Origin of the sequence: uncultured Kordia sp. (assembly GCF_947489565.1) — a bacterium.
In the GTDB taxonomy this organism is placed as follows: Bacteria; Bacteroidota; Bacteroidia; order Flavobacteriales; family Flavobacteriaceae; genus Kordia.
In genome coordinates this window covers 117,536-138,080 of sequence record NZ_CANLEA010000001.1, presented here as the reverse complement: position 1 = coordinate 138,080, position 20,545 = coordinate 117,536, and the positions used below count along the sequence as shown (strand labels likewise).

The 20,545-nt window shown below is 35.3% G+C and carries 15 protein-coding genes; 7 read left to right on the top strand and 8 right to left on the bottom strand.

Annotated features, from left to right (window positions below):
- Positions 1–24: 24 nt before the first annotated feature.
- The 7 genes from Q0845_RS00595 to Q0845_RS00565 form a co-directional block, all read right to left on the bottom strand.
- A complete protein-coding gene (locus Q0845_RS00595; RefSeq protein WP_298507552.1) occupies positions 25–1,188 on the bottom strand; it encodes a glycosyltransferase family 2 protein in 1,164 nt (387 codons plus the stop codon).
- A complete protein-coding gene (locus Q0845_RS00590) occupies positions 1,178–2,458 on the bottom strand; it encodes a hypothetical protein (protein ID WP_298507549.1) in 1,281 nt (426 codons plus the stop codon). The genes Q0845_RS00595 and Q0845_RS00590 overlap by 11 nt, the downstream gene beginning before the upstream one ends.
- Positions 2,459–2,542: 84 nt before the next feature.
- Complete coding sequence (locus Q0845_RS00585) at positions 2,543–3,631, bottom strand: SGNH/GDSL hydrolase family protein (protein WP_298507547.1); 1,089 nt, start codon at positions 3,629–3,631, stop codon at positions 2,543–2,545.
- Positions 3,632–3,672: 41 nt separating this feature from the next.
- Positions 3,673–4,443, bottom strand: a complete 771-nt coding sequence (locus Q0845_RS00580) for a LytTR family DNA-binding domain-containing protein (protein ID WP_298507545.1) — start codon at positions 4,441–4,443, stop codon at positions 3,673–3,675.
- Entirely contained in the window at positions 4,440–5,510 is a 1,071-nt protein-coding gene (locus Q0845_RS00575) for a sensor histidine kinase (protein ID WP_298507543.1), read from the bottom strand. The genes Q0845_RS00580 and Q0845_RS00575 overlap by 4 nt, the downstream gene beginning before the upstream one ends.
- 6 nt (positions 5,511–5,516) lie before the next feature.
- Positions 5,517–6,317, bottom strand: coding sequence for a hypothetical protein (locus Q0845_RS00570; RefSeq protein WP_298507541.1), 801 nt, complete (start codon positions 6,315–6,317; stop codon positions 5,517–5,519).
- Positions 6,314–6,742, bottom strand: coding sequence for an ABA4-like family protein (locus Q0845_RS00565; protein WP_298507539.1), 429 nt, complete (start codon positions 6,740–6,742; stop codon positions 6,314–6,316). The genes Q0845_RS00570 and Q0845_RS00565 overlap by 4 nt, the downstream gene beginning before the upstream one ends.
- Before the next feature lie 415 nt (positions 6,743–7,157).
- On the opposite strand from Q0845_RS00565, the gene Q0845_RS00560 reads away from it, so the two are divergent.
- Both Q0845_RS00560 and Q0845_RS00555 read left to right on the top strand, forming a co-directional pair.
- Positions 7,158–14,459 carry a PKD domain-containing protein gene (locus Q0845_RS00560; RefSeq protein WP_298507537.1) on the top strand — a complete coding sequence of 2,434 codons (7,302 nt, stop codon included), beginning with the start codon at positions 7,158–7,160 and terminating at the stop codon, positions 14,457–14,459.
- Between the two features lie 7 nt (positions 14,460–14,466).
- The gene (locus tag Q0845_RS00555; protein WP_298507534.1) at positions 14,467–15,474 is read left to right on the top strand and encodes a PorP/SprF family type IX secretion system membrane protein; all 1,008 of its coding nucleotides are present in this window, start codon (positions 14,467–14,469) and stop codon (positions 15,472–15,474) included.
- A gap of 140 nt (positions 15,475–15,614) precedes the next feature.
- On the opposite strand, the gene Q0845_RS00550 is transcribed toward Q0845_RS00555, so the two are convergent.
- On the bottom strand, positions 15,615–16,016 hold the full coding sequence (locus tag Q0845_RS00550) for a LytTR family transcriptional regulator DNA-binding domain-containing protein (protein ID WP_298507531.1): 402 nt from the start codon (positions 16,014–16,016) through the stop codon (positions 15,615–15,617).
- 485 nt (positions 16,017–16,501) lie between these two features.
- Here Q0845_RS00550 and Q0845_RS00545 point away from each other — a divergent pair, with 485 nt between their 5' ends.
- The 5 genes from Q0845_RS00545 to Q0845_RS00525 all read left to right on the top strand — a co-directional run bounded on the left by Q0845_RS00545 (position 16,502) and on the right by Q0845_RS00525 (position 20,545).
- On the top strand, positions 16,502–17,791 hold the full coding sequence (locus Q0845_RS00545; protein ID WP_298507529.1) for a DDE-type integrase/transposase/recombinase: 1,290 nt from the start codon (positions 16,502–16,504) through the stop codon (positions 17,789–17,791).
- Positions 17,792–18,225: 434 nt separating this feature from the next.
- Positions 18,226–18,537, top strand: coding sequence for a LytTR family DNA-binding domain-containing protein (locus Q0845_RS00540; RefSeq protein WP_298508757.1), 312 nt, complete (start codon positions 18,226–18,228; stop codon positions 18,535–18,537).
- Positions 18,538–18,680: 143 nt separating this feature from the next.
- Positions 18,681–19,409, top strand: coding sequence for a hypothetical protein (locus tag Q0845_RS00535; RefSeq protein ID WP_298507526.1), 729 nt, complete (start codon positions 18,681–18,683; stop codon positions 19,407–19,409).
- Positions 19,410–19,415: 6 nt separating this feature from the next.
- Complete coding sequence (locus Q0845_RS00530) at positions 19,416–20,072, top strand: hypothetical protein (protein WP_298507524.1); 657 nt, start codon at positions 19,416–19,418, stop codon at positions 20,070–20,072.
- Positions 20,072–20,545 (top strand): hypothetical protein, encoded by a 474-nt coding sequence (locus Q0845_RS00525; protein WP_298507520.1) that lies wholly within the window; start codon positions 20,072–20,074, stop codon positions 20,543–20,545. The genes Q0845_RS00530 and Q0845_RS00525 overlap by 1 nt, the downstream gene beginning before the upstream one ends.

The window sequence follows — 20,545 nt, the reverse complement described above, 5'->3', positions numbered from 1 at the left end:
TATGTATCAAAATGCTGCTTAGTTTTATGCATCTTCTTTAAGCTGCTGTTTCAAACCTAAAATACTAAAGAAAAAGCTAAAAAGAATCACCTGTAATCCTAGCATGATGGTGAATACTGCCGGAACAATGACACGTAATGTTTCCGCAGGTTTTAAATCGCTAAAACTCGTGGCTTTCCAATCTAAAAAACCTGAAATACTAAGGTAAATTCCCAATGCAAACGTTAAAAACCCAACAATTAAACCTTTTTCAAGTGTAAATATCTTGAAGAGTTTGCTATACCGATCACTTTTGGGCAGCAATCCGTTTTCAACCGCAAAGATTTTGGTTAAGCCATAAAACATAAGAAATTGAAATCCTACAATAACAGCGCCTGCCGTGTATAAAAGCGTATGTACATCAAAGACAATTCCTTTGAAATTGATTGGTTCAATAATTAATAGTGTCGATAAAACAGTTCCTATAATAATCAATAAAAATGCAGGATATAAAAACAACCATCGCGGACTGTATAATAGCAAGAAACGTAAGTGTCGCCAACCATCACGCCACGTATTTAAATGTGGCGGACGCGAACGTCCATCAGGATGTAAAATTGTGGGTACTTCTGCAAACGTTAATCCATTGAGTTTTGATTTTACAATCATTTCCGAAGCAAATTCCATTCCCGTAGTATTGAGATTCATTTTGTGAAATGCTTCTTTGGAAAAACCGCGCAATCCACAATGAAAATCGCCAATTTTGATATTGAAAAAGAGTCTTCCGATGAATGACAATACTGGATTTCCCAAGTATTTATGTAAAAATGGCATCGCTCCTTTTTTAATGCCACCTTTGAAACGATTTCCCATCACCAAGTCATATCCTTCACGTAGTTTTTCTAGAAACAATTCTAGCTTTGAAAAATCATAACTATCATCTGCATCGCCCATGATAATGTATTTCCCTTTGGCAGCTTTAATACCGCCTTTGAGCGCATTTCCATATCCTTTTTCAGCTACGGGCACTACTCTGGCATTCAATCGTTCGGCAATAGCTTGCGAACCATCAGTACTTCCGTTGTCGGCAATTACTACTTCTCCAGCTACTTGATGTTTCTCAAAGAAACCTTGTGCTTTTTTGATACAGATTTCCAACGTCTCTGCTTCATTGAGACAAGGCATTACGATGGATAATTCAGGATTCATACAGTTTTTTGTTAAGCGAATTCAATAATACAAAAATCGTAAGGAATATTACCCAATCGTTGTAAAAAGTAAAGCGAATGACTGCGTGCATTCCAATGGCGACTATAAGTACGTTAGCAATAAGCAATAATGAACTAAGTCCAAGTACTTTATATGTGTTTTGATCTTGTTTCCAGAGAAAAAATAAACTACATAGAGCAATGAAGATATATAATATGACATTTTTGATGCCGCCAAAACCGTGAATTGCATTTTGAATGTAGAGACGTTTCCATTTGGAAAAATTATCCCAAATCAATGGTTTTACCATGTTTGACGTCATTTTGTCCAATGCTATAAAACGTTCAATTTGGCTAGGCGAATCCTCTAATACTTTTTTACCATTTTTAAAAATGGGTCCCATCGTAATATCTGCAAATCTTCCAATATAGAATTGCGTTGGTGTTGGAAATACAGTCAAATCTACATCATTGATATTCATGTTATTTTCAATCAAACTGTAGTGCGTTCTTTGAAAGAATTCTTTTTCTATCCGATCTTCAAAAAGAGCTTCATCTTCAGCATCAGACACAAAAAAAGGAGCTGTAATCATGTTCATTCCTGTCCAAGGCGTACTTACAAAATGTCCGTGAACTACTTTGTGGTAGGTTCTATCAATCAAAGAAGTGATCAGCGGAAGCGTTATAAATAACACAATACTAATGGCGTGTTTTTTGAATGATTTTTGTTGATAGCTGATCCAAAAAATCAACCCTAACCCAATGGGAATTAGATATATAAATTGGTAACGCGTGATGAGTAAGCATGCTAAAATTGGCAACGAATAATAGAGTTCTTTGATTTGTTTTGAGATAAAGAACGAAATAAACTTTGCTACAATAATTAAGTATAGCGAATATGAGATGGATTCTGTAAGAATGTTGTTGGCAATTTTTAAACCTACCAAGAAAGGCAACAGTAAAACAAAAGCGAAACAAACACTGAAAAAATCATTTAAAACTTGATTTGATCGTAATTTATGAATGAAATAATATACACTAAAACAACCGAATACAATTTGAAAAATAGCGATTCCAGAATCATAATAATCTCCAAAAACGTTTTGTATCAGTTGTAAAAATAATGGATAACCAGGTGTACGAATGATGTGCATATTGAGATAACCGATGGAATCTGGAAACATTTCGGTCTGATTGCGAAGAACCACAACCAAGGTCATCAGAAATAAAATTCCGATTGCAATGTTACTTTTTTGTTGTATCCACTTCACCATTATCGTTTTGGTAAAAGTATTTATATTTTTTCATTCGACTACGCTCAATGTGAAAAATCCTTGCGAAGACACGAGATCGTTTTATTTTAAAACGTCATATTTTGAAAGTTTTTGAGACAACTTTTCTCCAAGTTTTTTGACTCCTGTTGGCGTCATATGGTAATAATCATAAAAATCCACAGTGTTCCAAGTTTCATCGTTGGTAAAATCAATCACAAATTCTGGTGTTGCCACTTCTTTCATGGCTTCGTTGAGTTTGTTGAGTAATTTTAAATATCCCACACCATTATATGCGTATTTGTCTTCGAGATATTTGATTTTTTCAGTTCCAAAAATAACACCATTTCTAATTTTGTAATGCAAAGTCGGTTGTGTGACAAATACAGGAATTGCCTTGATACTTTGTGCGTAATCAATAAGTTTTTGAATGCGTACTTTGAAAGCTTTTAAATTGGTTTCATCATAGATTTCTAGCAGTTTTTCATTCACCACTTCTTCTTTGGTGTAATCCACTCTTGAAAAATTGATTTTGCGATGTCCGACTTCAAATTTAGTCGCTTTTTGCATGCCTTTTAGCTTTCGATAGGCATTGTACAATACCGATTTGTCTTTGAGTTGACTCATGAATCCGTCACTTTCCAATTCTTGAATATTATCGTATTCGGAATCACCATTTACAGTGTAAAAATCATTAATTCCGACATAGAATAAAATGATTTTTGGTTGTAGATTTTCAATTTTAGGAAACCAAATTTCGGTGCTTTTTAGATGTCCATACGTAGATTGTCCGTCAACACCAGCATTGGAAACATACATTTTTTTGCCATTGCTATGCAGTTCTTTTTCCAGGACTTCTTGCCATGTTTGGGAATCGTCCAAGTAACGTTGATCGGTAGTACTTCCGCCAACAGTAAGAATGTTTATTTTTTCGGGTTCGTTATGAGTTGAAACACCTCGCAAACCATATTTGTCTCTTGTATAGGTAATTGTTGGATTGCTGGTTTTGTACAAATGACTTACGTCGAATTCAAATTTGGCGTCTTTTATAATTCCAAGATTACTCAACTGATTGCTATTGCTCAACCAACCTCCAAAACAAAGTTCAATGATGAGAACACCAATCAGTAGAATGGCGATGTTGATAAGTATGAGTTTGAGTTTTTTTGGCATTACGAGGACGAAAATACCAATTTATAATTTAAAACTTGTAGCTACTGATTCATCCAAGACTTAAAATCACTCGTTTTTTGTCGACTTACGATAAATTCCTGATCGCGTTCTTTGGAAACAGATAGTTTTACACGATGGTTAAAATACGGATTTATTTTTTGAATGGCGCGTTTGGCTACAATTTGCCCACGATTGATTCGGTAAAAATCATCTTCAAGAAGCGTACTGAATAATTGATCGATAGTTTCGTCAATGACATACCGTTTTTTTTCTGTGACGCCGAATGTGACACTATCTTCTGAGTATGCGTATAACAAATCGGCAATTTTGATTTGTACAAAACCTGTTCCTTCTTTTACTAACAATCCGCTGCGTTGTTTGGTATTTTTACGTTCGGTTTGCGATTGTATACTCGTTAATAATTGTTTTAATACTGAAGTTTCTATTTGTTGCGATTGGTTGGATTTGTTGAATTTCCCCAATGCTTTTTGTAAATCTTCTTCCTTTATTGGTTTTAATAAATAATCGACACTATTCACTTTAAACGCTTGAATCGCATATTGATCAAAAGCCGTTGTAAAAATAATGGGCGCTTCTACCTCAACCTTCTGAAAGATTTCAAAACTTAAACCATCTGCCAATTGAATGTCCATAAATACCAAATTAGGCATTTCGTTGGTTTGAAACCATTGCACGGCATCTTCAACCGTATCAATCGTATCTAATAAATTGTATTGAAAATCACATTTTTGCAGCATGTTTTGCAACTGATTGGCTGCGCGAAATTCATCTTCTATAATGAGTACATTCATGATTCTGTTTTTAAGTCAGATGATTTTAATAATGGTATGGATACGGTAAATTCTTTGCCATCATTTTCAATTTTTGGTCGTCTTTCTGAAATTAATGCGTGTCTTTTTTCAATATTGATTAAACCTAGTTTGGTAGATGGTAATTGTGTAGATTTTGGTTGAATTTTGTTGTGGACTACTAAATAATCGTCTTGAACTGCAATATGAACTGTCAACGGTTTTGAACGTGAAATGACATTGTGTTTGATGGCATTTTCGAGTAATAATTGTAAACTCATTGGCACAATCATACGATCCAAAGCTGTTTCGGGCAATTCCCAATGGAGTTTTAAATTTGGTCCAAAACGTTCTTGTTGAATGTGAATGTACGCACGTGCAAATTTAAGTTCGTCACGTAGTGGAATTACATTTGCATCGCCGGCATCTAAGATATAACGATATACATCGGAGAGTTTATCTACAAATTGTTTGGCATCTTCTTTGGAATTTTGATCAATAATATCGCGCAACGTGTTTAAACTGTTAAAGAAAAAATGTGGTTGTGCTTGATTGCGCAATGCATCTAATTGTGCTAGAACAACAACTTGCTTTGCTTGTTCTTCTTCTCGAATTGATTCTTTGAGTTGAATGTAAAAGAAAATCGCTTCATAAATCGCCATGATCATTACACTAATAATGATGATTGGTATTAATACTTGAAAACGTTCTGTAAAATAATAGTTACCATCTAAAATAGCTGCAATAATAATTCCTCCTACTGCATCAATAACACACACTGAAACTACAATGGTAAAAAATAATATAATTGCACGTTTACCAACTTGTTCTACTCTTGGAAATTTCTTTCGCAAAAAAATAAAATTCATTCGCATGATAGACCAATTCGCAATAGAGAAAAAGAAAGAGATACTCCAATTGATCAATGCTCTTTTCAAAGGATAGCGAGCAAATGAATTTGCAAAGATATAATCGGTTACGAAACCTAGCACAAATACTCCAATTACAATGAACCAAATATCATTGAATCCTATGTATTTCAATCGTTTTTCTTTATTAAGAAGCTTCATAATCACTTATAGTTTAATGAACGGAATTCCTTGTTTTGCCTGATAGAATACATATGCAATACATACTGCGAATATCAATCCGAATAAAATTACAGCAATGACTTTGTTGCGCGTTGTTGTCTTCCATTTTTTGACAAGTATCCATGCGAATAACGGGATTATTTGAATGCCATGCAATGCTACGAAGTGCGCTACACGTAAATCACCCGCAACTGTACTCCAATTTAAGATTGGTAAACCTTCACCGCCATCGGCAACACCAACATTGTGTGACATTTGACCAATCATTTGTCCGCCAACCCAACTTCCAACAATAACGACAATCCAACCGAGACAGATAGCAATCTGAATAGGTTTGGCTACTTTTAGTTTTAAACGAGCAGCATCCACAGCAAGCCAAATCATGACTAATACATTGATAGCAATTAAAATTCCCATCGCAGCAAATAGCATTCCGTCAAACATTGAATCTTGATTGTAATGTGAGCGTACACCACGAACTGCTTGATAAAAAATGATTCCTGTTTCTAATAATAGTGTCCAAGAAACAATATTTCTGAGTATGTTTTTCTTTTTGGTCGAATATGGATATTTGGTTACAAAAAAACCAAGCGTTAAGATATAAATTCCGCCAGAAATCCAGAATTTAAAAGGTTTTATCCATACACTAATTCCAGTAACTGTTCTTTCATCTATAAAGATTCCGACTATACAAACTAGTGCAAATACAATGTGTATTAGTACGATTGCATATAGTATTGGACTTTCTTTTTTTACGGTGTTGAATATGTGTTTTACGAGTCTCATGCTTTTGAATTTTTAAGTGTGATAGCTCTGATGATCATGAAAACTAAAAACCCGACAGGTCCAAATAAAAATGTTCCTAACAGACATGGCGCAAGAATTACAGGATGAATGTTTAACGTTTTGTTTTGATTTACAATCCACATTCCAACTAATAAATCGAATGCTAAATAGTGAATCCAACCTGCGAGCACTGCATTTTCTACCGTGAATAATTGCATTACTGATTTTAGACTTCCAAAATCCATCATACCGCCAGCAATTAATGCTTGTATAATGTAAAAGGCATAGATTACGGATAAGATGATAGGAATGATTTTGTAGTCGATTAGGAATCGCGTGACTTTCCATTTTGGAAGTAGTATCAGCAAAATCCACATAGGCATGGCGAGCATTCCGGCCATTGAAAAAACGTCTGATGGTGTCATAATTTCTTGATTTTTAAAAGTTCGTTTTCTTGATTGATGGTTCAAAGATGAAACTTATGTATCTAAAATTATATGGCTTTCTGTTGAATTGTCGTAAAAGTAGATTGAAGTGTTGTGCCCTCATAAACCATGAGAAAAAAATCATCTTTTTTGAGGTTTCATAGTGACAGCATTCTAATTAATTTAACATTAATAAATACAGAATCATGTTAAGGAATTGTAAAAAGCACCCGAAATATGGAAATCCGCAAAAATAAATGCGCTTTATTGAATTATTTTGAAAATGAACAGGTTATTAATTATTTTTTAACATATTTCTGATATTAACCAAAAGATATTAAGTACTTTTAATATGTTAAAGGATATGTTTTAGATGCCAATTGAATATTTCGTTTGACAAAAGAAAAACCTACTTATGAGCAATAAATACTTATTTGCGCTGTTTTTGATTTGCTTTGCCTTACAAAAAAATAGTGCCTCGCCGTCTATTACTGAAAACACACACTCCGCAATGATGCCTAATGCAACCATTAGTGTGGATGATACAACTGTATGTCAATACAATGATTCGCCTGTGATTACCTTTACAGGATCTGCAGGAACTGCTCCGTATACGTTTTCCTACACACGAAATGGAGTCTCTGGAACAATTAGTACTGCGCCAGGTCAGGACAGTGTGACGTTAACTACTACTACGAATTTTTCAGGAATGATTACCTACGTTTTAACAAATGTTCAAGACCAAACTGGAACTAATAGTATGGTGACTGGGCAAACAATTACCATTAATGTTACAGAAGGTCCTGATCCTGCCATGAATGGTGATGGAGCAGAACCTAGTCAGTTTTTATTTAGTATTTGTGATGGTGATCCAGTTGCTACGTTTACATTTACCAATGCTTCTTCCACAGCTTCAACATTGAATTCCAATTATACCATTGATTGGGGAGATGGAAGCGCACCTTTTACAGGAACTACATGGAATTTATTAACACATGATTATAATCAAGGAACCTATACGCTTACCTATACAATTGTAGGGAATAATGGTTGTACAACGGTACAGGAATACACTGTATTTTTGGGTTCCACACCAGGAATTGGATTTGATACACCAGGAAATACAACAATTTGTTCGGGCGGTGCTCTTACGTTTCAAATTACAGGTTTTGAAAATAATCCAGCATCTACAACCTACACCGTAGTTTTTAGTGATGGAACTACCTTACCAGCTATTACACATCCGCCTCCATCCTCAATAACGCATCAATTTGATGTGACTTCCTGTGGAACGACTAGTGGCGGATTTATGAACTCTTTTTCTGCAACTATCTCTGCTTCCAATTTGTGTGCAACATCTACAGCAACCGTGGCTCCTATTCTAGTTTCATCAGATCCAGTAGCCGATTTTTCATTTCCTACAGAACCTTCCTGTACGAATACGGAAGTTTGTTTTGAAGATTTGTCTATGGGAAATGCCACCAATGGTACGAATAGTGATTGTGACACAAATCCAAACATTACATGGCAAATAACTCCAAATACCTATACCATAAGTAGTGGAACTTTAGGAGATGATTTTGGGTCTACCAATCCTGATCTTTGGATTTCAGGCTCTGAAAATTTATGTGTCAATTTTACACAACCAGGAAATTACACCATTACGCAAACAGTTGGAAATACATGTGCAATTGATGTAATCTCGCAAACTATTTGCGTTGAAGCTCCTGTAGATCCACAATTTACTTTGAGTTCTGATAATGGCTGTACACCTTTGGCTGTGACTACAACCAACAATACTGATGAATCTACTAGTTGTGAAGCGCCAGAATATCTGTGGCAAGTTACCTATACATCCGATTTTTGTGGAACTGCTCCTGAAGATTGGAGTTTTACCAATGGAACTTCGGCCACTTCAGCAAATCCATCATTCAATTTTGTAACACCTGGAACTTATACAATTCAGTTAACTGGAACCAATGAAGCTTGCGGAAGTCAAAGCAATTCACAACAAGTGATTGTCAAACAACCGCCAACAGTAAGCATCAATCCTATAGCCGATCTTTGTAATTCAAATACCATCAATCCTAGCGCGGTTATTGAAACTTGTACTGATAATGTAGGTGCTGTTACCTATTCTTGGTTATTCCCAGGAGCAAATACAACTTCGTCTAATTTAGAATCTCCTGGAGCTATTGACTATCCTACGCCCGGCACTTATACAATTTCGTTACAAGTAACCAATGATTGTGGTGTTTCAGAAATTGCCACAGAGACATTTACGATTCAAGAAGTTCCTGTAATTACAAATACCGATTTAATGCAAGATATTTGTTCTGGAGCTTCAAGTACCGAAATTAACTTAATGTCTAGCAATACCAGTACTACATATACATGGACGGCAACGGCAACGGCAGGAATTAGTGGTTTTATTACATCTGGGACTTCAAACATAATTCCTTCACAGATTATTACCACAAGTAATACCTCATCTGGAACAGTAACATATACCGTAACGCCTTCTATTGGAGATTGTGAAGGTGCTGCTGTAGATTTTATCATTACGGTAAATCCTGCACCCGAAATCACCACGCAACCACAGTCTAGCATCGTTTGTCAAGACGGAACACCAAATACACTAAGCGTTGTGACTTCTGGAGTTTCAGCGCAATATCAATGGTTTTCCAACACTACCAACAGTAATACGGGCGGAACACCAATTGCAGGAGCTACTAACGCAGATTATGTGCCTCCAACAGATACTGTCGGAACTATATATTATTATTGTGAAATTACCTTTACATCTGGTGGTTGTTCTTCCTTAAACTCTCAAACAGCAGCAGTTGAAGTAACTCCAAACGCAAGTATTACTTCACAACCAAGCACCACACAAAGTTTATGTGTTGGGAGCACAATTACTAGTCCATTATCCGTTGCATTTGCAGATGGAACTGGAATGGTTTCATATCAATGGTTTAGCAATACAACCAACAGTAACACAGGAGGAACTGCTATTGCAGGTGCTACCAATGCTGATTATACACCACCAATATTTACCACCGCTGGAAATTACTATTATTATGTAGTTTTATCCTTTGCAGGAAGTGGTTGCAATGATGTAGTTAGCGATGTTTCAGAAATTATTGTAGTAGCATTACCTGTTATTGATCTACAGCCGCTAGCGACACAATCGCTTTGTCAAAATACAACATCACAAATATTAGAAGTACAAACATCTGGAGGTTTGGGTGCATTTTCCTATCAATGGTTTAGCAATACCACAAATAGTACTACTGGCGGAACTGCTATTGCAGGCGAAACAAATTCGACGTTTACGCCACCGTCAACTACTGTAGGCACATTGTATTATTATTGTGTAATTTCACAAGCTGCAAGCGAAAGTTGTACCGTTATCAGCGATGTTTCAGAGGTTATTGTAAGTGCGGCTCCGTTGATCGACTCTCAACCACAATCACAAGAGTTATGTATAGGAGATACAGTAAATACACTTATGGTGAGCTATACAAATGGTGTAGGAACACCTACGTATCAATGGTATTCCAATACTGTAGACAATACAACTTCTGGAACTGCGATTATGGGCGAAACGTCCGATTCATATACACCTGATGTTTCTGTTATTGGAACAACTTATTATTATTGTATTATCACTTTTTCGTCTGGCGGTTGTCCAGAAGTCACTTCTACTACTGCGGAAATTATTGTGAACGAAACACCTAGTATCAGTAACTTTAGTGAAACACTTTGTAGTGGTAATAGTTTTACAATAACTCCTGATGATACCAATGGAGATACGGTTCCTACGAATACAACTTATACATGGACAACTCCTGTAATTTCTCCTGCGGGAAGTGTTACTGGAGCAACTGCTGAAACTACTCCACAAACAGAAATTAGTCAATTTTTGACAAACACAACCGATGCTGTTGCAACAGTTACCTATACAATAGTTCCTACAGCTGGAAATTGTGCTGGAACGCCTTTTACGGTTGAAATTACTTTAAATGCCGCTCCAGAAGTGACCATGCAACCACAACCAAGTACGGTTTGTCAAGATGGAACACCAAACACATTGAGCATTACTTTAGGAAATACCTCAGCCACTCCACAATATCAATGGTATAGTAATACTGTTGATAGTAATACAGGCGGAACACTAATTGCAGGTGCAACCAATGCTGATTATATACCGCCAACAGATATCGTAGGCCAGATTTATTACTATTGTGAAATTACATTTTCGTCTGGTGGCTGTTCCTTACTCAGTTCTCAAACTGCGTTAGTAACTGTGACACCGAATGCAACTATCGTGGATCAACCAACAACAACACAAAGTTTATGTGTAGGAAGTACTATTGATAGTCCATTATCAGTCACGTTCGCAGATGGGACAGGCGCTGTTTCTTATCAATGGTTTAGCAATACAACCAACAGTAACACAGGAGGAACTGCTATTGCAGGCGCTACAAATGCTGATTACACTCCGCCAATATATACAACAGCAGGAACTTTTTATTACTATGTAGCACTATCGTTTACAGGAAGTGGTTGTACTTCTATCGTAAGTGATGTTGCAGAAGTAGAAGTTGTGGATGCTCCTGTGATTGATGCGCAACCGATAGCAACACAAACACTTTGTCAAAATAGTGTTCCACAAGACATAGAAGTACAAGCTTCTGGTGGTTTGGGAACATTTTCCTATCAATGGTTTAGCAATACCACAAATAGCAATGTTGGCGGAACAGAAATTACAGGCGAAACAAATGCTACTTTTACACCTCCAACAACTACTGTAGGTACATTGTATTATTACTGCGTGGTTTCACAATCAGCTAGTGAAAGTTGTACGGCTACGAGTAATCCTTCAGAAGTTATTATAAATCTTGGACCACAAATAGACACACAACCACAATCGCAGGAATTATGTACTGCGGATACCGTAAATGTGTTAAGCATAAGTTATTCCAATGGAGTTGGCGCTCCAATGTATCAATGGTATTCTAACACCGTTGATGATACCACTACTGGAACTGCTATTGCTGGTGAAACTACTGATTCTTACACACCAAACATTTCTTCAGAAGGAATAACATACTATTATTGTATTATTACGTTTTCATCAGGTGGTTGCTCAGAAATTACGTCAAATACTGCTGAAATTATTGTAAATGAAACTCCGAGTGTGAGTAATTTTTTGGAAACAATCTGTAGCGGTAATAGTTTTACAATTACACCAGATACTTCTAACGGAGATATTGTTCCAACAAATACAACCTATACGTGGACAGCTCCAACAATAACACCTGCTGGAAGTATTACAGGCGCAAGTGCCGAAACTACGCCACAAACAAATATCAGTCAAACTTTAACAAATATTACTACTTCTCCGGCGGTTGTTACATACACCGTAACACCAACTGCTGGGATTTGTAATGGAACTCCTTTTACGATAGAAATTACGATCAACCCTGCAATTTCTGCCAATATCAATATTACTCAAATTGATTGTTTTGCTGCAAATAATGGTGAGATTGCTACCAATATCACTGGTGGCGTACCGTTTACTTCTGGAGCGCCCTATATTATTTCTTGGGCAGGTCCTGATGGATTTACTTCAAGTGACGCTACTATTTCCAATCTTGTTCCTGGTGATTATACGTTGACAGTCACTGATGAAGGCGGTTGTCCTTTTTCAGAAACCTATACAATTACGGAACCTGACGAATTGATACTTACGGTAGACACCGAAAATCCGATTAGTTGTTTTGGAGAAAATGACGGTGAAATTGCGGTTACAATTACAGGTGGAACACTCGATTATGTTTATAATTGGACCAGAAATGGTGTTGCTTTTTCTATGGATGAAGATATTTCAAACCTAACTGCCGCAACCTATGAACTAACCGTTACAGATGCGAATGGTTGTGGTCCAATAACCCAATCATTTGTAATTACAGAACCCGACGAATTAATAGCTTCCTTGGTAAGTCAGACTAATGTTGCTTGTTTTGGAGAAACTTCAGGAGCAATTGATATCAACATCACTGGAGGAACGCCTACAGAAACAGCTCCTGGTGTATTTGAATATACCTATGCTTGGACTGGTCCGAATGGATATACAAGCACAGATCAAAATATAAGCAATTTAGAAGGTGGAACTTATGATCTTATTGTGACAGATGAAAACGGTTGTACTGACTCCTTAAGTGTGGTATTGACACAACCTGACGAGATTGTTATTTCTTTTACTTCTACTGAATTGTTATGTTTTGGTGATAACAATGCTTCTATCACAATTACAGATATTACTGGCGGATCGGGCTCATATACTATTGAGTGGAGTAATTTTGGAGAAGGATTAAGTCAAACCGATTTATCTGCAGGCGATTATACCATTACGGTTACCGACACTAATAATTGTACTGCTTCTGTGACGGTTACTATTGCTGAGCCGCCTATATTTACTATTGAACCCGTTGTGCAACAGATTTCTTGTTTTGAAGCAAACGATGGAAGTATCAATTTAAATTTTCAAGGTGGACAAGACCCTATCGAGTTTGCATGGGCAGATGATCCAAATGCAGGTGTAGAACGTAATAATCTAGGTCCTGGCGCATATACCGTTACTATTGTAGATGGAACGCCCTGCACAATTACGGAAACATTTGTTATTATTGAACCCGCCGAATTAACTTTATCCGCCAATATAACCAATGCCTTGGATTGTGACGATGCGAGTTCGGGAGCCATTAATTTAATAATTTCTGGAGGCTCTGAACCGTTTATGGTTAGTTGGTCAAATGGAGAAACTACCGAAGATTTAGATGATATAACATCAGGAGATTATTTCGTTACAGTTGTAGATGCAAATGGTTGTGAAGCTTCTGAAACGTATACTATTATTCGTCCACCAGCCATTGTAATTGATGTTACCACAGAAACTGTTGTGAATTGTGAAACTTTCACAGCAAGCCAAACCTTTACAGCACAACCTTCCGGTGGCGTTCCGCCATTTTCTTTAAATTGGTCAAGCGGAATTGTGACAGGTGTTAATAATGAAATGATGACAACTTCACAAAATGGCTTGGTCATTTTAGAAGCAACTGATGCATTAGGTTGTATAAGCAGTTATACATTTGAAGTCGATATTCCTGAATATAGCAATCCAGATTTTACCACTACTTCTACTGCTTTTGAAACCTTTGGAATTTATTCTCAAATAGATCCGATACAATTTACAAACACAACCACAGGAGATTACACAAATATTTCTTGGGATTTTGGCGATGGGAATTTTTCTAACGAAGAAAACCCCGTGCATTCCTACTCAGCTCCTGGTGGTTATACCGTTGTACAAACGGTCACATTCCCAGAAGGCTGTGTATATACAAGAGTCATTACATTGCTTATTGAAAAAGGATATAAATTGATCATGCCTTCAGCTTTTACTCCAAATGATGATGGTTTAAACGATCGTTTCAGACCTGTTTTTATTGGGCTGGATTCTATGGAATTAAACATTTATGATACATGGGGAAGCTTGATATATTCGGAAACCGGAGACAATGTACAAGGTTGGGACGGAAAGGTGAAAGGAGAATTCGTCGAAAACGGAAATTACTATTATACATTTACTGCTAAAACATTTTTTGGAACAATTGTTCGTGAAAACGGACCACTTACATTAATCTTATAATTACAGTATGAAATTAAAAATATGCCTTTTTATTATTGGTTTATGCTTTGTTCCTCAAATGAAAGCACAAGACCCTATTTTTACACAATACTTTTTGGTACCACAAACCTTAAACCCTGGATTTGCTGGGTTTTTAGAAACCACACATATAGGAATTATACACAGAACGCAATGGCCAGCTTTAGGTTTTAGAATCGATACGAATTATGGTTTTGCAAGCACTTGGTTTGCTGAAGCAAATAGTGGTGTTGGTGTTAGTTTTTTAAATCAGCGTGAAAGCCAAAGCGGATATACTTTTTCACAAGTAAATGTAAATTATGCTTATCAAGTACAACTTGGAGAAGACTGGTATTTTAGACCGGGATTGGAATTTGGTCGAGGTTGGAAAAATATTGGATTCCAAGGATTATTGCTGGAAGATCAAATTAATATTCAAACAAACACTATTAGTCCTACGTCTATCGATGCAATTTTCTTTGATAGTGATGGTGCCATTGGTTTTTGGGATATTTCTGCGGGATTGTTATTTAATACCGAAAATGCTTGGATTGGCGTTTCTGCCAAACATTTAAACCGACCAAATATTTCTCTTACCCTTGGTGGAAATTCACCTTTGGAAACATTTTTCTCCGTCAGTGCAGGATATGAATTTTTAGTTACTGATTTTATAGATATTAGTTTTTTAACTTTTGAAACTCGTTTATTACTCACAGGAAATTATATGCATCAAGGTCGTTTTAACCGATTTGATTTGGGAACTTCATTGTCTGTTGGGCGTTTCTTTGTAGGATCTACTTTAGTGACAAATCCCGGAAAAAATAGTGGAAACAGTCATTTGTTAACTTCGGTAAACACATTTACAGGATTGCAGTATACCAATTTCCGATTTGGAATATCGTATGATTTTAATACTTCTCAAATTGGTCGAACTGGCGGTGTATATGAACTATCACTTACTTATCAGTTTGATTCTGAAAAAAAGAGATGTTTTGGTTGTCCTGATTATCAGGATTGATGCACTACTTTTAGTAATTATTTAAAAAAAGCTTACCTAAACTATTTATAAAAATATATTGAATAAGCTTTTTTTATTGAGTGATTTTCTATTTTTAAAAAGCTTCATGCTTTTGTTTAATCCTACTTTTACAAGAAGCATCATACTGCTATTTTAAATGGTGTATTTGTTTCTTTATTACTTATCATCTTTGAAATTAAGCGATTCTTTCGATGACTTACTGGTAAAACAATCTCGCCTTTAAGGTGTATGATTCTATATTTTGGTTCATACAATTTTAAATAGGAAAGATTAATTAAATACGAACGATGAATACGTATAAAATTTTCTGTTGAAAAAAGCGCTTCATAAAATCCAATAGTTTTACAGCTAAGTATTCTTGAACCATTTTTAAGATATAGCCATGAGTAGCTCTCACAAGCTTCTACATATAAAATGTTTGTCTTTTCAATGTAGTCTCCTTGATGCTTACTACCGATACGAATGTATTTTCTATGATCAGTTATGCCCTGCCTTGAGGTTTGTCTTTTTTGAATCATCATGCAATGTGTTTTTAGTTAATAACTCTCTTAAATGGGTTGGGGAAATTGGCAGTTGAGTATTGTATCTGTGTATTAAAGGAAACTATCTTTCTTATTCGTTGCAACATTATTTTGTAAGCGTCGAATTTTTCAAATAAGCGTCGAATTTTAACCAAAAAACGATGTTATTTCTTGTTAAAAAAATGTTAATGAAATTTTCAAGGCTCAATATTCTCTTCTACAGACATCTAAAATCATGACTGTTTTCTGATCTAATTTTCGATCATGATTTTGTAGTTTCAAGAGGTGTTTATTTGCTCCCCCTTTTAGTCAATTATCGAACCACATTAATTTGATTTTTAGAGACTTAACTGTTTTTTAGACCCTTCTTAGGCATCGAACCAGTAGTATTTTTCCTTATTTTGGTTCGAATTTTCGAATCGAGGAAGATTCGATTTTCATATTGAGAGATTTTAGTTTTTATTCCTTTTTTATTTCTTTTGAACATGCAGATTTATAAAAAGTATCATTCCGATGTCAAAACATCATATGCTCTTGGCATCCACGAACAAGTCCTTCCATATTCATTTACCAAAGACATTTCACGAAGTACATCCTTCTACTGGAGAAGGGAAGACCCACAAAAGTATATTGGTGGGGAATTCGCTGATAAGATTCAAAGCTCTTTAGATGACACAAAGTTATTTCTTGATCAACGTTTAATGTTTAGCAGAAAAGCTTTTGTGCAATTTGCACGACTCTATATAACTATCATTAATCTGATTGGTAAAGAGAATTTGGTGAAACTTATCAAAAATAACAAAGATGTTTTTCTTAATGCCTTTGAGAATATCTCAGATGACTTTCCTATCAGTAAGCATATCTTACTTCGTTTTCTTGGTATTTCTAAACATAAGTACATGATTTGGCTCAATGAACGTGCTTCCTATTGTAATACCTCTATTATTGGTCAATGCTTTAAACGAAGACCCAATCAAATTTCTTCGTTGGAAATTAATACCTTAAAACGCTACATGAACAATCCTAAGTACAAGATTTGGTGTATTCGTTCGGTCTGGGGTAAAGCTGTTCGTGACGGTGCTATCTCTATGGCTGAGTCTACATGGTACAAGTACGTTCGTAAACTTGGCTTTTCAAAAGCTAGAAAACCACAAAAGATCAAACGTAAACGTGGTTCGTATGATGCCTCTCGTCCCAATGAAACGTGGCACATGGATATTTCTCAGTACAAGACATTTGATAATATTACCTTTTACATATATACCGTGGTTGACAACTTCTCTCGTAAGATTATTTCTTATGACATTTCTACACAAAAATCTGCAAGTATAAGAACCGGTACAGTAAAGAAAGCCATCAAAAAAGAGTTTGGTGTTGATCTGAAAGATCGTTCCCTTGACCTTATCGTTGATGGTGGAACTGAGAACAACAACAAAACCATTCATCAGTTTATTCAAGAATGTCAGCTTACGATTAATAAAAAGATTGCGCTGAAAGACGTAACGTTTTCAAACTCCATCGTTGAAGGACCCTACAAGATTATGAAATCATATTATTTCAGAATCAAAAAGATACTTTCTACTACCATACATCAAGAACTCGATTTCTTTGTTGAGAATTACAATGACGAAAAGCCCTGTAACAAGCATAAAATTTATACCCCCAGCGAGGTGCATGAAAATCCTAAACTTGCCAAAGCTAAACTGGTCTTAAGTAAATCAAACAAAGAACGATTAGAATACAACAAAAACTATTGTTGTAAGGTTCCTGTGTAATTATATTGGAAAATAGATACTTATTTTACCTTTTTTATCTCTCAATACGTCAAAGAACGTAATTATTTCACTCTTTCTACCAGAATTATTTTGTATTTGCGATTTGCATCACAGAATGAATTTCAAAGATAGATTTTTTTGTCAATTATATACCTTCAAAAACTAATATGAATCCTAAAACAGTGGGTTCGAAAATTCGAACTTGCTGATCTATATTCACTTACGCTATTCATATCTTATCTACCTGATTTATTTTCAAGTCGTTAGATAATATGTCTATTATGTTAATTAAATCCAAATCATATTATTTTAGCTATAAAAATTTTCTCTTTCTTAAATTTCAGCGCTGATCCTCCTAATAAATATAAGCGTTATTTTCAAGAAAGAGCGATGAATAAGTAATTGTAACCAAAAATTAACTCCCAGGAACGTACATCCACAAATCTCACATTGTATATATAGAAGCCAATGAAAGTTATACTTGGTTGCATTTGCAAGATGGCTCAAAAATGCTTAGTTCTAAACCTATTGGCTATCACGAACAAAACATGGAAAATACTAGATTTATACGAATTCATCGTTCGTATCTTATCAACTTTTCGTGTATAAAATTATACGAATTAAAATACCGATTGGTGCATTTGAAAGGTGATATTACTTTACCTGTAAGTTTTCGAAAAAATCGTTTGTTATCCAAAATGATTCGGAATCAAGAACTAAAAATGCCACTTCAAATAGCAGTATAAGTAAAAGCTACTTAGTAGCGCAAAAATTGTACAAATCTATGTTTATGTAAGATAAAACCTATGTTTCTGGATAAAAAATGACGCTTATATATTATTTTCAACAATCCCGATATCTTTAGTTAGCTTTGAATAAAACTGACTATATGCGTAGAGTAATAACCCTTATTTTTCTTAGTTTTTTAGTGTTTGGTTGCAAAACAATTTCTGTACATCAAAAAGCACAAAAACTTACCGAAATCAATGTCGAATTAGGTTCTATTGGTTTGTCAAACGGAACCGTAATTTCGCATTCGTATCAGAGCATTGCACTTCCTACTTTTAAAAAAGAAATAAAGTTGAGCGTACAACCTGTTTCGTTTTCAAAACAGACTTTTAAGGCCTTCGCGAAAGCAAATGAACAAACAAAAAAAGTAGCACTTACGTATGTAGATTCAGTCAAAGTAAAACCCGAATATGCATTGTTACAATTTGTAGATCGTGTTGCGATTACCTCAGCGCTGAATAATTCAAAAAATACAGGGTTGCGTTCGTATTTAGAAAATAAGGAGGATGCACAAATGGTGACGAGTGTTTCTGTAGCATTTTCTGCAAGTGATATTAGTTTACTAAAGAAGGCGGAAGAAGTTTTTTTAGTACAATCCACTTCTAAGAAATTTAGTTTACAACTTGTCTTTTTAGATGGAAAAAAACAAATTCTAGAACTTTCTAATAGTGTTGTATTTGCGTATCAAACTTCAGGTTTTTGTTGGAAAGAAAATAACAGACACAAACTTGTTATTACTGATATTGTCAGTGGTTCCGAAGGTTGTCCACCAAATACACATCGTAAAGCTTCAAAAGCAGTTCAAAAAGACGATTATTTTAAATTATAAGAAAAGATGAAAAAATATATATACAGCATATTTGTTATGTTCTTTTTTATAAGTTGCTCTGATATTATTGAAGTTCCAGATATCAGTTCTAATACTGTGAATCTTGTTGCTCCAGCTGATAACGCTGCACTTAATATTACCACATTAACGTTGTCTTGGGAAACGGTAGAAGATGCAGAAAACTATCAAGTACAAGTTGTACGTCCCAATTTTGAGAATATTTTACAACTTGAACTAGATTCTACTCTTACTGAAAATTCAATTTCGATAGATATAGAAGTAGGTAATTCTTATCAATGGCGTGTCCGTGCAAAAAACAGTAATTCTGCAACACCTTACACAACATATTCATTTGCTAATATTACTGAAGTTCCAGATATCAGTTCTAATACTGTGAATCTTGTTGCTCCAGCTGATAATGCTACACTTAACATTACAACATTGACTCTATCTTGGGAAACAGTGGAAGATGCAGAAAGTTATCAAGTACAGGTTGTACGTCCCAATTTTGAAAATATTCTTCAGTTAGAACTAGATTCAACAGTTACAGAGAATTCGATTTCAGTTCAACTAGAAGCTGGAAACACCTATCAATGGCGTGTTCGCGCTATAAATAGTGAATCTATAACACCATATACAATCAATACATTTTCATTAGAATAATGAAAAAAAAAAGGAAGACATATATCTTATTAACTGTTGTACTAGGGATTTGGGGAACGATTGGCTATCAGATTTTTTCAAAACTAAGTCCAGACGATTCGCCTGCGCTTGCTTCAAATACTGACATTCGCTTTACACCAAAACAAACTATTGAAAAGGATACCTTTCGTATTAATACTGAACATCGTGATCCTTTTTTAGGAAAACCGTATCAACAGAAGCGTACAAGTAGTACAGGCAGAAAAGCTTCAACCATAAAGAAAGATCCAGTCGTTTTTCCTCCAATTGCATACAAAGGTGTAATTTCCAAACAGCAAAGTTCTGAAAACATTTACATCATTGATATTAGTGGAACGCAGCAACTTTTTAAACTTGGAAAAACCATTCAAGAAGTAAAACTTTTGAAAGGAGATAAAAAGTCAATCACCATATCTTTTAAAGGAAAACGAAAAACTATTTCAGTATCTAAATAG